We start from the raw sequence: 13,863 nt of genomic DNA on the forward strand, positions 1-13,863 counted from the left end.
CGATCAACCCAACCGAGTGTAGCTATTTCACTGATCAATGCACTCCGTGCCAGGATGAGACCACGTCCAACCCCCCTCGGAAGGCCCCAAAAGGGACTTCCTCCTGTGCAAGGAGAGCGCGTGCTCACTGTCGGTGACCAGTTCCCCACCTACGACCTGACCGCCTGCGTGTCGCTGGAGAGCGGCAAGGAGTTCGAGCAGATCGACCACAAGTCCTACGAGGGCAAGTGGCGTGTGGTGTTCTTCTGGCCGAAGGACTTCACCTTCGTCTGCCCCACCGAGATCGCCGCCTTCGGCAAGCTGAACGACGAGTTCGCGGACCGCGACGCCCAGATCCTCGGTGTCTCCGGCGACTCCGAGTTCGTGCACCACGCCTGGCGCAAGGACCACGCCGACCTGCGTGACCTGCCGTTCCCGATGCTCGCCGACTCCAAGCACGAGCTCATGCGCGACTGCGGCGTCGAGGGCGAGGACGGCTTCGCCCAGCGCGCCGTCTTCATCGTCGACCCGAACAACGAGATCCAGTTCACCATGGTGACCGCGGGCTCCGTCGGCCGTAACCCCAAGGAGGTCCTGCGGGTCCTCGACGCCCTGCAGACCGACGAGCTGTGCCCGTGCAACTGGAACAAGGGCGAGAACACCCTCGACGCGGCCGCGCTCCTGTCGGGCGAGTGATCTGACATGGCTCTCGACGAACTCAAGTCCGCCATACCGGACTTCGCCAAGGACCTGAAGCTGAACCTCGGTTCGGTGATCGGCAACAGCGAGCTCCCGCAGCAGCAGCTCTGGGGCACGGTCCTGGCCTGCGCGATCGCCTCGCGCTCGCCGAAGGTCCTGGCCGAGCTGGAGCCGGAGGCCAAGGCCAACCTCAAGCCCGAGGCGTACACGGCGGCCAAGTCCGCCGCCGCGATCATGGCGATGAACAACGTCTTCTACCGGACCCGGCACCTGCTGTCGGACCCGGAGTACGGGACGATGCGCGCCGGTCTGCGGATGAACGTCATCGGCAACCCGGGTGTCGAGAAGGTCGACTTCGAGCTGTGGTCGCTGGCCGTCTCGGCGATCAACGGCTGCGGCCAGTGCCTGGACTCGCACGAGCAGGTCCTGCGCAAGGCCGGTGTGGACCGCGAGACGATCCAGGAGGCGGTCAAGATCGCCTCGGTGATCCAGGCGGTCGGCGTGACGCTCGACGCGGAAGCGCTCATCGCCGAGTGAGGCGTGTGACGTGACGAGAAGGGCCCCGGGGTACGTACCCCGGGGCCCTTCTCGTGGTTCCGTCACTTCTTGAGCGCCGCCATCAGGGCGTTCATGTCGTCGGCGAGGTGCACGTCGATCCCGGACAGGTCGCGCCGCTTGGTCTCCTGGAGCGGCGTGCCGTCCGCGTCGTACGCACCGGTCTCGCTGACCGAGATCGACAGCTCCGCCTGGCCGTCCAGGACATGGAGCGAGGCGCCGCCGCTGTCCTCCTCGCGGTCGAAGAACGCCTTCTCCCCGATGCCCGTCATCGGCGTGAGCTCGTCGGTCGTGAACTCGCCGACACGCACCTCGAACTCCGGCTCCGGGTCGGTCACCCGGTGCAGCTGGTAGGAGACCGAGACCGAGTAGCCGGTCTCCTCGGGGCCGAGGGTCAGATAGCAGTACGAGACGTCCAGCGCGTCGTTGCGCTCCGTGGACCCGGGCGAGTCCAGGGACCGCTCACCGAGCGCCGTCGAGAGCGCCTTCAACTCCACCTTCTGACACAGGTTGTCGACCCTCCCGTACCCGCCCAGGTCCACGCCCCGGTCCTGGGTCCGCTCGTACGCGTACAGTCCGCCGGCCCACACCGCCGAGGCAACCACCGCGCCGCCGACCGCCCACAGCCAGGGGCTGCGGGGGCCGCGCGGGGCCCTCGGCTCGGGAGCGAGCACCTGGCCCGCCGGGAAGTCGACCTCGCCCACCAGCTCCGGCTCGGAGATCACGCGTCGCCCCGATCCGCCGCACCGGCCGCCGGGGGCGGCGCGACCTCGTACGCGCTCGCCCCGCGCGGATCCAGCGCACTGAGCATGGCCTGCTCCTGGCTGTACGCGCGGAGGTAGCCGACCACGGTGTTGGTCACCGCCACCAGCGGCACCGCCACCACCGCGCCGCCGATGCCGGCGGTCAGCCCGCCGGCCGCGACCGCGAGGACGACGGCGAGCGGGTGGACCCGGACCGCCCGGCCCAGGATGAACGGCTGGAGCACATGGCCCTCGATCTGCTGCACGGCGAGGACGACGACGAGGACCATCAGGGCGGTGAACACCCCGTTGGTGACCAGGGCGACCACGACCGCGAGGGCGCCGGAGATCACGGCACCGACCAGCGGGATGAAGGCGAAGAGGAAGATGAACACGGCGAGCGGCACGGCCATCGGGACGTCGAGGAAGTAGAGCCCGAGGCCGATGAAGACCGCGTCGATCAGCGCGACGAGCACCGTGCCGCGCACATAGGCGGTCAGTGTCCGCCAGGCCCGGGGTCCCGCGCCCGCGACGCCGGGGCGGGCCTGCGCGGGCACCAGCTTCAGCGTCCACTGCCAGACCTTCTTGCCGTCGTACAGCAGGAAGAGCGTGGAGAACATCGCGAGCAGGATGCCGGTGAGCGCCTCGACGATCACGGTCACGCCCTGGAGTCCGGCGGAGGTGATCTGCTCGGTGTTGGCGCCGACGGTGTCGCTGAGGTTCTTGGCGATGTCGTTGATCTGCTTCTCGGTCACATGGAACGGACTGTCGAGCAGCCACTGCTTGAGCTCTTCGATACCGTCCCGGACCCGGTCGGACAGGTTGTCGATGTTGTCCATCACCTGCCAGACCACGAACCAGCCGACCAGACCCATGATCACGAAGCCGGAGACGGCCGTGAGAGCCGTGGCCACGCCGCGCGGCAGCCCGGCCTGGCGCAGCCACTTCACCGTGGGCTGGAGCAGCGCGGTGATGAGCAGCGCGGCGACGAAGGCGAGGACGACGAGCTGGACCGAGCTGATCACCTTCATCAGCACCCAGACCGTGCCGGCGAGCACGAGCAGCCGCCAGCCGGCCTCGGCCGCGACCCTCATGCCCCACGGGATCGCGGCGACCGGGTCGGGCCGCGCGGCGACGGCGGGGGCGTAGGCCGGCGGGGCGGGCACGGAGACGGCGCTGCTCCCGGTCCACGGCGCCCGCCGCCCGGGCCACCGCGCGGACTCGAAGCTGCTGCCGGCGGCCGGTTCGGTGACCGGCTCCGGGGCCGGTTCGGTGGTCGGCGCCTGCTCGGATGTCTGCGCGGGCTCGGACGTACCGACGCTCTCGTCGGGCACGGCCGACTGCTCGTCCCTCTCGGCGCCTTCGGCGTACGGCTCGTCGAGTCCGCCGGCCCGCTCCGCACGTGCGCGGCGCTCGTCCAGGCGGGCGCCCATGCGGCTCAGGCCGTCGCCCAGCCGGTTCAGCCATCCTGGCAGTCTCGACATGATCTTCCCTCTTCCCCCCGCTCACTCCCCCGGGAGCCCGTGGACCAGAAACCTACACGCACGAAGCCCCCCACCGTAGGACGGTGAGGGGCTCCGCGAGGTTGAGCTCGCCGGTCTAGTACCAGCGGTTGGCCTGCCAGAAGTTCCACGCGCCACAGGGGCTGTCGTAGCGGTTGTTCATGTAGTTCAGGCCCCACTTGATCTGGGTGGCCGGGTTGGTCTGCCAGTCGGCGCCTGCCGTCGACATCTTCGAACCCGGGAGCGCCTGGACGAGACCGTACGCGCCCGAGGACGGGTTGGTCGCGCGGTAGTTCCAGCCGGACTCGTGGTCCACGATGTTGCTGAAGCACTGGAACTGCGAGGCCGGGATCATCTGGCGGGCGATCGCCTTGACCTCGGCGATGGTGTACGACCCCTGGGCGGAGAAGCTCGACGCGTCGCGGACCGAGGAGCGTTCGGCGCGCGCGGCGGCCTCCTTGCGCTCCTGCTCCGCCTTGTCGGCGGCCTTCTTCTTGGCCTCGGCGTCCTTGGCGGCCTGGATGCGGGCCGCTTCCTCCGCGGACTTCTTCACGGCCGAGTCGGCCGCGGCGGCCTGGACGGCGGCCTGCTCCGAGAGCGAGGAGACCTGTACCTGGGCCTGCTCGCCCGCGGGGATGTCCGCGAGCAGCGTGGTGTCGGCCGCGGTGGCCTCGAAGTTGTCGTCCGAGGGCTGGGTGTTGCCCGAGGCAACGCCCACGACGGCGCCGACGGTGGTGACCGCAGTGGCCGAAGCCACCGCGAATCCCCGGACCGAGATCCGGCTCACACGGTTTCCTTCCAGCATCGCCCACGCAGGTGACCAAGCGGGCGAAAATCGTGCCCCTGGCGCTGGTCTCCGACGTAATGGGTCACAGAAGACACGGGCCCGTGGTGCTGTGGGCGGCATACGGCGAACGGTTGTTGAGTTGTGTGGTGCGACACCCCTGAGGGTGCACGTGTGCCGTATGCGGGGCCTGACGGAAGCAAGACTCTGCCGGACGCCGACGCCGCAAGGCAATTCTGCGTTGCGTGTGAAAGCTCACACCTCGTAAGTCACAAGAGTTTTGGCCGATTGGGCGGACAGCACGACGCCGCCCGGCTAAGCTCCTGCGCTTTGCCGGGCGGCGCCAACTCCCGTACGGGTACGGGACTGTATGAACCGGACTTATCGGCTCAGATCTGACCGTCCTCCAGCATCTCGGTCACGAGCGCGGCGATCTGCGAGCGCTCCGAGCGGGTGAGGGTCACGTGGGCGAAGAGCGGATGCCCCTTCAGCTTCTCGACCACGGCGACGACTCCGTCGTACCGGCCGACCCTGAGGTTGTCGCGCTGGGCGACGTCATGGGTCAGCACCACACGGGAGTTCGCCCCGATCCGGGACAGAACGGTCAGCAGGACGTTCCGCTCCAGGGACTGGGCCTCGTCCACGATGACGAAGGCGTCGTGGAGGGAGCGGCCCCGGATGTGGGTGAGCGGGAGGACCTCCAGCATCCCGCGGCCGAGCACCTCCTCGATGACCTCACGGCTCGCCACCGCAGAGAGCGTGTCGAAGACCGCCTGCGCCCAGGGGCTCATCTTCTCGGCCTCGCTGCCCGGCAGATAGCCGAGCTCCTGGCCGCCGACCGCGTACAGCGGACGGAACACCATCACCTTCTGGTGCTGCCGGCGCTCCAGGACCGCCTCCAGGCCCGCGCAGAGCGCCAGCGCGGACTTGCCCGTGCCGGCCCGGCCGCCCATCGAGATGATGCCGACGTCCGGGTCGAGGAGCAGATCGAGTGCGATCCGCTGCTCGGCGCTGCGGCCGCGGATGCCGAACGCCTCCCGGTCGCCCCGGACCAGCCGCACGTTGCCCTCGGCCGTGATCCGGCCGAGCGCCTTGCCCCGCTCGGACTGCAGGACCAGGCCCGTGTGCACCGGAAGCTCGGCGGCCTCCGGGACGTACAGCGTGTCCTGGTCGTAGAGGATGTCCACCTGGTCGGCGGAAAGGGCCAGTTCGGACATTCCGGTCCAGCCGTTGTTGTCCGTGATGGCGAGTTCCGCGCGGTACTCCTCGGCGAGGAGACCGACCGAGGACGCCTTGATGCGCAGCGGCAGATCCTTGGAGACGACCGTGACGTCGTACCCCTCGGCCTGCAGATTCCGCGCGACCGCCAGAATCCGTGAGTCGTTGTCCCCCAACCGGTAGCCGGCCGGGAGCACGCCGGGGTCGGAATGGTTCAGCTCGACACGCAGGGTGCCGCCCAGGTCCCCGATGGGGAGCGGGGCGTCCAGGCGTCCGTACCGGACCCGGAAGTCGTCCAGGAGGCGCAGGGCCGCCCGGGCGAAGTAGCCGAGTTCGGGGTGGTGCCTCTTGGCCTCCAACTCGGTGACCACGACGATCGGGAGCACGACCTCGTGCTCGTCGAAGCGGGACACGGCGTTGGGGTCGGCCAGCAGGACGCTGGTGTCGAGAACATAGGTGCGCCTGTCGGACAAGCGGCGCTTAGTGCTGGTCACCACGGAAGGACAGACCCCCTTTGACGACCCTTGTGAGGTCGGGGCGCGACGGAAGCGGTGTCGCTGCGGGATGGGACCGGGCTCTGGCCACGATGCGCGGGCCGAGCTCCGGCCCTCCGCTCCGTCCGTACATGTCCTGCACGGTCGTCCTGGTGCAACGGGCCTCCCGGGTGGCGGTCTCCGTGCCGCTCACTCTGGAAGGGGTATTCCCTCGAACACCCGCCGCCATGCCATGGCATATGACGACGTGTTCATGAACGACAGGTGACCCGCCCCGCGACGGACTCCCGGCTTCCGGTTTCCCTCAGGTGCCGTAGCGGCGGTGCCGGGCCGCGTAGTCGCGCAGCGCCCGCAGGAAGTCGACCTTGCGGAAGGCCGGCCAGTGGACCTCGCAGAAGTAGTACTCGGAGTGGGCGCTCTGCCACAGCATGAACCCGGACAGCCGCTGCTCACCGCTCGTGCGGATCACCAGGTCCGGGTCGGGCTGGCCGCGCGTGTAGAGGTGCTCGGAGATGTGTTCGACGTCGACGATCTCGGCGAGTTCCTCGAAGCTCGTCCCCTTGTCCGCGTGCTCCAGGAGCAGCGAGCGGACCGCGTCCGCGATCTCCTGGCGGCCGCCGTAGCCCACGGCGACGTTCACGAGTATCCCCGTGTTGTCGTGGGTGGACTGCTCGGCTTCCTTCAGCACGGACTGGGTGCGGGCGGGCAGCAGGTCGAGCGTGCCCACGTGGTTCACCCGCCAGCGGCCGTCGGAGGCCAGGGCGCGCACGGCGTCCTCGATGATGGCGAGCAGCGGGACGAGCTGCTCCTCGGGCCGGTTCAGGTTGTCGGTGGAGAGCATCCAGAGCGTGACGACCTCGACGTCGGTCTCGGCGCACCAGCCGAGCAGCTCCTGGATCTTGTCCGCGCCGGCCTTGTGGCCCTGCTCGGGGGTTCCTCCGGAGGCCTTGGCCCAGCGCCGGTTGCCGTCGAGGATCACACCGATGTGCTTGGGCACCTGGGCATGGTCGAGGCGGCCTTCCACCCGGCGTGCGTAGAGCCCGTACACCAGGTCGCGCAGGTTCACTGTTCTTAACCCCTCCATGCCGCGGCGGTCCCCGAAGCCGCCACATTACTGCGCACGGGTCAATGGCTCCCAGCCCGGGACTGTCACAAGTCCGTGATAAGCAGAGATACGTGACTGATTCCCCCCTGTACCGCGCCTCCGCGGACCGCTACGAGCACATGGAGTACCGCCGCACCGGCCGCAGCGGGCTCAAGCTCCCCGCCGTCTCCCTGGGCCTGTGGCACAACTTCGGCGACGACCGCTCGCTCGATTCGCAGCGCGCGATCCTGCGCCGCGCCTTCGACCTGGGTGTGACCCACTTCGACCTGGCGAACAACTACGGGCCGCCGCCCGGCTCGGCCGAGCTGAACTTCGGCAAGATCTTCGCCCAGGACTTCGCGCCCTACCGGGACGAGCTGATCGTCTCGACGAAGGCGGGCTATCTGATGCACCCCGGCCCGTACGGGGAGTGGGGCTCACGCAAGTACCTGATGTCGTCGCTGGACGCCTCGCTGAAGCGGATGGGTCTCGACTACGTCGACATCTTCTACTCGCACCGCTTCGACCCGCACACCCCGCTGGAGGAGACGATGGGGGCGCTCGCCTCCGCCGTCCAGCAGGGCAAGGCGCTGTACGTCGGTGTCTCCTCCTACAACAGCGAGCAGACCGCCGAGGCCGCCCGGATCCTCAAGGAGATGGGTGTTCCGGCGCTCATCCACCAGCCGTCGTACTCGATGATCAACCGCTGGACCGAGGAGGACGCCCTCCTGGACACGCTGGAGGCGGCCGGCATGGGCTGCATCTCCTTCGTGCCGCTCGCCCAGGGCCTGCTCACGAACAAGTACCTGAAGGGCATCCCGGAGGGTTCGCGGGCCACGCAGGGCAAGTCCCTCGACCCGAACCTGCTCTCCGACGAGGTGCTGCGGCGGCTGCTCGGTCTGGCGGACATCGCCGAGCGGCGCGGTCAGTCGCTGGCGCAGCTCGCGCTGTCGTGGGTGCTGCGCGACGAACGGATGACCTCCGCGCTGATCGGCGCGTCCAGCGTCGGGCAGCTGGAGGAGAACGTGGCCGCGCTGTCCGGGCCGCCGCTGACGGAGGAGGAGCTGAAGGAGATCGACTCCTTCGCCGTGGACACCGAGGGCACCAACATCTGGGCCGGACGGAACTGATCCGCCGCCTCCGGGCACAAAAAACGGGCCGGTCCGTGGGGGGGATACGGACCGGCCCGAGGGGGGGTTTCCACCATAACCCTTCAGAAGGGGAGGCGCGTGCCACGCGTCGCCAATGGTCTCTCTCGGAATTGCCGGACCCCAGTCGGGACAAGGGCCGTGGGGTCTGTTGGCGGGTTTGCGCCCCGGCGTGGCGGCGGGTTCCGTACCTCCCAAGAGGGACCCCCCGGGACGGGCCCGTGGTTGACGGAACCGGGCCGGCCACCGGCCGCGGATCGGCGTCAGGCGGCCTGGGCGGCCTTACGGGCGAGGATCTCGGCCATGAAGCGGTCGCCCCACTCCCCGAGCGGCAGCAGCGCCGTGTTCAGCGCCTCGCCGAGATCCGTCAGGGAGTACTCCACCCGGGGTGGGACCTCCGGGTAGATCTCCCGGTGGACGATGCCGTCCGCCTCCAGCTCGCGCAGCTGCTGGATCAGCACCTTCTCGCTGACGCCCGTGATCCGCCGCTTGAGCTCCCCGAAGCGGGTCGTGCCGTGCGCGTGCAGCGCCCACAGGATCAGTGGCTTCCATTTGCCGCCGACGACGTCGACGGCCGCGTCGAGCCCGCAGTCGTACCCGGTCTTCCCCTTGGCCATCGCCAACTCCTCGATTCGTCCCGACTGTTCGGTCAAGGCGGACAGCCCCTGACCTATTCCGCGCTTACGGTCGATTCATGACCACCCCACCACAGGTCGGCTGGGCGCAGGCCGACGCCCGAAGGATCCACCGCCAGTTCCTGGACGAACCGACCGGCGCCCCGCCGGCGGCGGTGGCCGCCGCGTTGCTCGGCGCGCACGCCCAGGTCCTGTCGGCCGCCGAGCTGTCCGTGGCGCTGCGTACGACGGGGGCGACGCGGGCGGAGGTGCGGGCGGCGCTCTGGGAGGACCGCACGCTGGTCAAGACGTACGGCCCGCGCGGCACCGTGCACCTGCTGCCGGCCGCCGATCTGCCGTTGTGGACGGGGGCGCTCTCCGCGATCCCGTCCGGCGGCGGTCAGCAGCCGCCGGACGTCCGGATGACGGCGGCGCAGACGGACGAGGTCGTGGCGGCGATCGCGGACGCGCTGACCGGGGTGGAGCTGACCGTGGACGAGCTGACGGACGCGATCGTGGCACGCACGGGCTCCTGGGCGGGCGACCGGGTGATGGAGGCCTTCCAGGACAAGTGGCCCCGCTGGCGGCAGGTCACCCACACGGCCGCCCACCGGGGGGTGCTGTGCTTCGGCCGCGACCGGGGCCGCAAGGTCACGTACACCAACCCGGAGGTCCGGCCGCAGGAGGGGACGCGGGCGCTCGGCGAGCTCGTGGAGCGCCATCTGTACGCGTACGGCCCCGCGACCCCGCAGCAGTTCGCCAAGTGGTTGGCGGCACCGGCGGGCTGGGCCACGGGGCTCTTCGCCTCGCTCGCCGGGGACGGCCGGATCGAGGAGGTCTCCTTCGAGGGCGGCACGGCGTGGGTGGTCGCCGGGGACACGGACTTCCCGGACGCCCCGGCTCGGGGCGTCCGGCTGCTGCCGTACTTCGACGCCTTCACGATCGCCTCGCAGCCGCGCGAGCGGCTCTTCCCGGGCGAGGCGTACCGGCGGGCGCTGGCGGGCGGCCAGGCCGGGAACTTCCCGGTGCTGCTGGTCGACGGGGACGTCGCCGGGGTGTGGCACCAGCGCCGGTCCGGGAAGCGGATCGCGGTGACGGTCGAGCCGCTGAAGCGGCTGACCGCGGCCCGGCTGCGGGAACTGGAGGAGCAGGCCGGGCGGGTCGGGGAGGTCCTGGAGGGAAGGGCGGAGCTGACGGTGGGCGAGGTGACGGTGGGGCCCCACGCGTAGTCGGCGAGGTGTCGGTGGGTCCCCACGCGTAGCGCCTCAGGCGCGGCCCCGGCGCAGGAGCGTCACTCCGTCGCGCGCCGCGACGAACTCGTACCCGTACTTCTCCCGCGCCGCGACCAGCTCCGCCTCCTGCTGGTCGAGCGGGTACGGCCAGTGCCCCGGCTTGTACGGCCATGCCTCCGGCGTCCGGTTGTCGTACACGATCCACTCGGCCGTCGGCGGCGGCAGCTGCTTCCGGTCGTACTCGTACAGCCTGCTGTCCACCGGGAAGGTCGGGAAGATCACCACCTCGCAGCGCGAAGTGAGCTGCGGGGCGAGCCGGTTGGACGCGGCGACCGTCGCGCCGTCCGGGATCCGCGCCAGCAGGGCGCGCGCGGCCTCGATGTGTGGGGTGGTCCGCCAGGTGGCCCGCTGGGCCAGCTGCGCCAGGGGGAAGGACGGGATCATCACGACGGTCACGGCGAGCACGGTGGCGAGCGAGGCGCGGACGTTCCGGGCCGAGGTCTCGCGGCTCAGGACGTCGATCAGCCCCGCGAAGACGATCGGCATGAGGATCGCGCTGTAGTGGAAGGCCGTTCCCCAGTGGAAGCCGTTCTCGGAGACCATGCGCCAGGCGAGGGTGGGGACGGCGATCGTCGAGAGCGGTGAGCGCAGGGCGAGCAGCGCGGACGGGGCGAAGACCAGGATCAGGGTCATGGCCTTGATGTCCGGGCGCAGGACGTCGAGCGGGGCGTGGGCGAGCGTGGAGAGCAGCGAGCCGTAGCCGTCGGAGAGGTTGCCGCCGTGGGCGTAGTCCCCGCCCGGGTTGAACGCGGGGAGCAGGAGCTTGATCTCGATCAGGGAGCCGAGCAGACCGGCCGCGGCGGTGGCGATGCCGAGCCGGCGCGGTCCCTTGACGGCGATGAGGACGCCGACGGCGGCCAGGGTCAGCCCGAGATCCTCCTTGACGAGAAGGAGCGGCGCGGCCCAGGCGACGGCGCTGCCCCAGCGCCGGCGGCCGAGCGCTTCGAGGGCGAACGCGAGCAGGGGTACGGCGAGCGCGACCTCGTGGAAGTCGAAGGCGGCGGCGGAGGCGATGCCCCAGCTGAGCCCGTACGCGACGGCGATCGCATGGGCGGCCCGGCGGCCGAGCGCGCGGACGGCCCAGCGGGCGAGGGGGACGACTGCAAGGGCGAGGAGGGCGGACTGGGCGATCAGCAGACAGAGGGGGGAGGGCCAGAGGCGGTAGAGGGGGGCGAGGGCCGCGAGGAGGGGGTGGAAGTGGTCGCCGAGCAGGTTGAAGTCCGGGCCGCGCAAGGGGACGACAGGGGCACGGAATGCGGCGTAGGCGCGGACGGCCTGCTCGAAGATGCCCAGGTCGTAGCCGGTGGTCCGCAGCAGCAGATGGCGGCGCACGGCGACCGTCGCATAGAGGAGGCACAGGGCCGCGGCCCATCCCCAGGGGAGGAGGCCGGGCCGCAGGAGCCGGCGGGTGGGCTGCGCGGCGGCCTCCGCCCGCGACTTGACGGGCAGAATGTCAGTCATTGTCCGCATATGCCTGGATGCTAGGTCGCAAACCTCAGGGGGTCGCGGAGAGCGCGCCGAGAAGCAGTCCGAGCAGGGCGCCGCCGATCATGAAGGGGCCGAAGGGGATCGCGGACTTCCGGTTTCCGCGCCGCGCGACGACGAGGCCGAGCCCGTACAGCGAACCCAAGAGGAAGCCCGCGAACGTACCGGCGAACAGGACGCCCCATCCGTACCAGCCGAGGACCGCCCCGAGGGAGACCGCGAGCTTCACGTCCCCGAAGCCCATGCCGTTCGGGTGGATCAGGAAGAGCACGAAGTATCCGCCGCCCAGGACGAGTCCGCCGAGCAGCGCGTGGAGCCAGGAGCCGGCGTCGTACGGCAGGAGTTCGGCACCGAGGAGGAGCAGCGGGGTGATGGCGGCGAGCGGGAGCGTGAGCTGGTCGGGCAGCCGGTGGACGCGGATGTCGACGGTCGCCAGGAGCACGGCGAAGGGCGCGTACAGGAGCCAGACGGCCAGTTCGGGGCGGGGGCCGGTGGCGGCGGCGAGGGCGGCGCAGGCGAGGCCGGTGACGAGGGACGGGACGAAGGGCGCGGCCAGGGGGCGCTCGGTGGGGGACGCGCAGGCGCCGCACCCCGGGCCGCCGAGCCAGCCGCGCGCGGGGCCCACCAGGGCGTGCCCGGCCTGACAGCTGTCCCGCCACGGCTCCTCCGGCTCGACCGACAGCCGGTACGCGGCGCGCGGCACGAGCAACCCGGCGACGGCGCCCCACAGGGCGGCGACGGCGATCAGCGTGGCGAACACCCGCCGCACCCTACCCAGGGCCGCCGCTACCGTCTCCCCCATGGGGAGACCGGGGAGATGGCGCGACGGAACGGGAAGCCTGCTCGTCGGGGAGGACGCGGTCCCGCTGGAGATCGCGGCCTCCTACCGGGCGCGGCGGCGGGGCCTGCTCGGCCGGGACGGCATCGCGGGCGCCATGCTCATCACCCCGACGAACAGCGTGCACACCTTCGGTATGCGCTTCGTCATCGACGTCGCCTATCTGGACCGGTCGTTCACCGTCCTCGACGTGGTCACGATGCGGCCGGGCCGCCTCGGCATGATCCGCCTGCGGGGCCGGCACGCGCTGGAGGCGGAGGGCGGCGCGATGGCGGGCTGGGGTCTGCGGCCGGGCGTACGGGTCACGGCGGTCCCGAACCGAGCAGAGTGAAGGCGCCGTAGCCGGCCGAGGCGAGGGCGAGCCCGGCGAGGACAAGGACGCGGTTGCGCACCCGGAGCCGTACGAGCGCCACCGCGGCGGGCAGCAGCAGCCCGAACGCGGGCATCATCAGACGCGGCCGGGAGCCGAAGTACGCGGCGCCGATCAGCGAGACGACCACGACCGCGATCGTGTACACGAGCAGCGGCAGGGGATGCTTCTGCCGTACGCAGAGGACCACGAGCCACGCGAGCAGCCCGAGCGCCGCGCACAGCCCGAGGCCGGCCAGCGGTGGCAGCCCCCAGATGAAGCGGGCGAGGGCGACCCCGCCGTCGATGGAGTTCCCCCAGGCGGCCTGGACGTCGAAGTACGCGGTCGGGCTGCCCTCCCGCACCCCGACGTAGACGATGTACGCGAGCCAGCCCAGCGGGGCGATCAGCACCCCGGCCACCATGCGGGCGGGCAGCTTCCGTTCGCGGACGACGGTGACGAGCGCCGTGATCCCGAGGGCGGCGATGAGCGCGGCGGCGGTCGGCCGGGTGAGTCCGGCGAGCACACAGAGCGCACCGGCCAGGATCCAGCGGTCGCGCAGCACGGCCAGGATCGACCAGGCGGCGAGGGCGGTGAAGAGCGTCTCCGTGTACGCCATGGACTGCACGAACGCGGTCGGATACACGCCCCAGAGGACGGCGAGAGCGACGCCGGCCTGCCGGCCCGCCGCATGGCTGCCGACCGCGTAGATGCCCCAGGCGGCGGCGAGCGAGGCGGCCCACGACACGAGCAGGCCGGCGGTGGCGGCGTCGACGGGGAGGACGGTGGACAGTGCCCTCTCGAGCGCCGGGAAGAGAGGGAAGAAGGCGAGGTCGGAGTGGACACTGCCGTTCGGCAGGGTGACCTGGTAGCCGTAGCCGTTCTCCGCGATACGGACGTACCAGACCGCGTCCCAGCGTCCCGTCAGCCGGTGCATCCCGTCCTTGCCCACCACGGCGGCGGCGACGGCGAGGACCGCGAGGCCGATGACGCGGGTGGCGGCGTAGCCGCCGAGGGCGGCGGCGAGTGATTCCTGGGGACGGGGTCGGGTACGAGGACGGGGTCGGTCTGCGGACATG

General features: G+C 70.9%; 14 protein-coding genes. 5 read left to right on the forward strand and 9 right to left on the reverse strand.

Going from position 1 to position 13,863, the window contains the following annotated elements; translation table 11 throughout:
* Positions 1-120: 120 nt before the first annotated feature.
* Complete coding sequence (locus ABZ939_RS16710; protein ID WP_137993611.1) at positions 121-675, forward strand: peroxiredoxin; 555 nt, start codon at positions 121-123, stop codon at positions 673-675.
* Positions 676-681: 6 nt separating this feature from the next.
* A complete protein-coding gene (locus tag ABZ939_RS16715; protein ID WP_137993612.1) occupies positions 682-1,215 on the forward strand; it encodes an alkyl hydroperoxide reductase in 534 nt (177 codons plus the stop codon).
* A gap of 62 nt (positions 1,216-1,277) precedes the next feature.
* Here the strand turns inward: ABZ939_RS16715 and ABZ939_RS16720 are convergent, their stop codons facing one another.
* From ABZ939_RS16720 to ABZ939_RS16740, 5 genes are all read right to left on the reverse strand, one after another.
* Complete coding sequence (locus ABZ939_RS16720) at positions 1,278-1,958, reverse strand: hypothetical protein (protein WP_361854791.1); 681 nt, start codon at positions 1,956-1,958, stop codon at positions 1,278-1,280.
* The gene (locus ABZ939_RS16725; protein ID WP_361854794.1) at positions 1,955-3,460 is read right to left on the reverse strand and encodes an AI-2E family transporter; all 1,506 of its coding nucleotides are present in this window, start codon (positions 3,458-3,460) and stop codon (positions 1,955-1,957) included. The genes ABZ939_RS16720 and ABZ939_RS16725 overlap by 4 nt, the downstream gene beginning before the upstream one ends.
* 115 nt (positions 3,461-3,575) lie before the next feature.
* Positions 3,576-4,265, reverse strand: coding sequence for a transglycosylase SLT domain-containing protein (locus ABZ939_RS16730; protein WP_361854797.1), 690 nt, complete (start codon positions 4,263-4,265; stop codon positions 3,576-3,578).
* 386 nt (positions 4,266-4,651) lie between these two features.
* On the reverse strand, positions 4,652-5,977 hold the full coding sequence (locus ABZ939_RS16735; protein ID WP_361854800.1) for a PhoH family protein: 1,326 nt from the start codon (positions 5,975-5,977) through the stop codon (positions 4,652-4,654).
* A gap of 301 nt (positions 5,978-6,278) precedes the next feature.
* Positions 6,279-7,040, reverse strand: coding sequence for an isoprenyl transferase (locus ABZ939_RS16740; RefSeq protein WP_361854803.1), 762 nt, complete (start codon positions 7,038-7,040; stop codon positions 6,279-6,281).
* Positions 7,041-7,150: 110 nt separating this feature from the next.
* Here ABZ939_RS16740 and mgrA point away from each other — a divergent pair, with 110 nt between their 5' ends.
* Positions 7,151-8,188: an L-glyceraldehyde 3-phosphate reductase gene (gene mgrA, locus ABZ939_RS16745; protein WP_361854805.1), complete on the forward strand. Its 1,038-nt coding sequence runs from the start codon at positions 7,151-7,153 to the stop codon at positions 8,186-8,188.
* A gap of 281 nt (positions 8,189-8,469) precedes the next feature.
* Here the strand turns inward: mgrA and ABZ939_RS16750 are convergent, their stop codons facing one another.
* Complete coding sequence (locus ABZ939_RS16750) at positions 8,470-8,823, reverse strand: helix-turn-helix domain-containing protein (protein ID WP_361854808.1); 354 nt, start codon at positions 8,821-8,823, stop codon at positions 8,470-8,472.
* Positions 8,824-8,900: 77 nt separating this feature from the next.
* Between ABZ939_RS16750 and ABZ939_RS16755 the strand changes: the two genes are divergently transcribed.
* Positions 8,901-10,049 (forward strand): winged helix DNA-binding domain-containing protein, encoded by a 1,149-nt coding sequence (locus ABZ939_RS16755; RefSeq protein WP_361854811.1) that lies wholly within the window; start codon positions 8,901-8,903, stop codon positions 10,047-10,049.
* A 36-nt stretch (positions 10,050-10,085) separates the two neighbouring features.
* On the opposite strand, the gene ABZ939_RS16760 is transcribed toward ABZ939_RS16755, so the two are convergent.
* Together ABZ939_RS16760 and ABZ939_RS16765 are read right to left on the reverse strand one after the other, a co-directional pair.
* Positions 10,086-11,573: a DUF2079 domain-containing protein gene (locus ABZ939_RS16760; RefSeq protein ID WP_361854814.1), complete on the reverse strand. Its 1,488-nt coding sequence runs from the start codon at positions 11,571-11,573 to the stop codon at positions 10,086-10,088.
* 34 nt (positions 11,574-11,607) lie between these two features.
* Positions 11,608-12,357 (reverse strand): A24 family peptidase, encoded by a 750-nt coding sequence (locus ABZ939_RS16765; protein WP_361855212.1) that lies wholly within the window; start codon positions 12,355-12,357, stop codon positions 11,608-11,610.
* Positions 12,358-12,397: 40 nt separating this feature from the next.
* Here ABZ939_RS16765 and ABZ939_RS16770 point away from each other — a divergent pair, with 40 nt between their 5' ends.
* Positions 12,398-12,766 (forward strand): DUF192 domain-containing protein, encoded by a 369-nt coding sequence (locus ABZ939_RS16770; RefSeq protein ID WP_361854816.1) that lies wholly within the window; start codon positions 12,398-12,400, stop codon positions 12,764-12,766.
* Here ABZ939_RS16770 and ABZ939_RS16775 read toward each other — a convergent pair.
* Positions 12,738-13,862: a hypothetical protein gene (locus tag ABZ939_RS16775; RefSeq protein WP_361854819.1), complete on the reverse strand. Its 1,125-nt coding sequence runs from the start codon at positions 13,860-13,862 to the stop codon at positions 12,738-12,740. The genes ABZ939_RS16770 and ABZ939_RS16775 overlap by 29 nt on opposite strands.
* Position 13,863 lies beyond the last annotated feature (1 nt).

The organism is Streptomyces sp. NPDC046712 (assembly GCF_040645695.1).
In the GTDB taxonomy this organism is placed as follows: domain Bacteria; phylum Actinomycetota; class Actinomycetes; order Streptomycetales; family Streptomycetaceae; genus Streptomyces.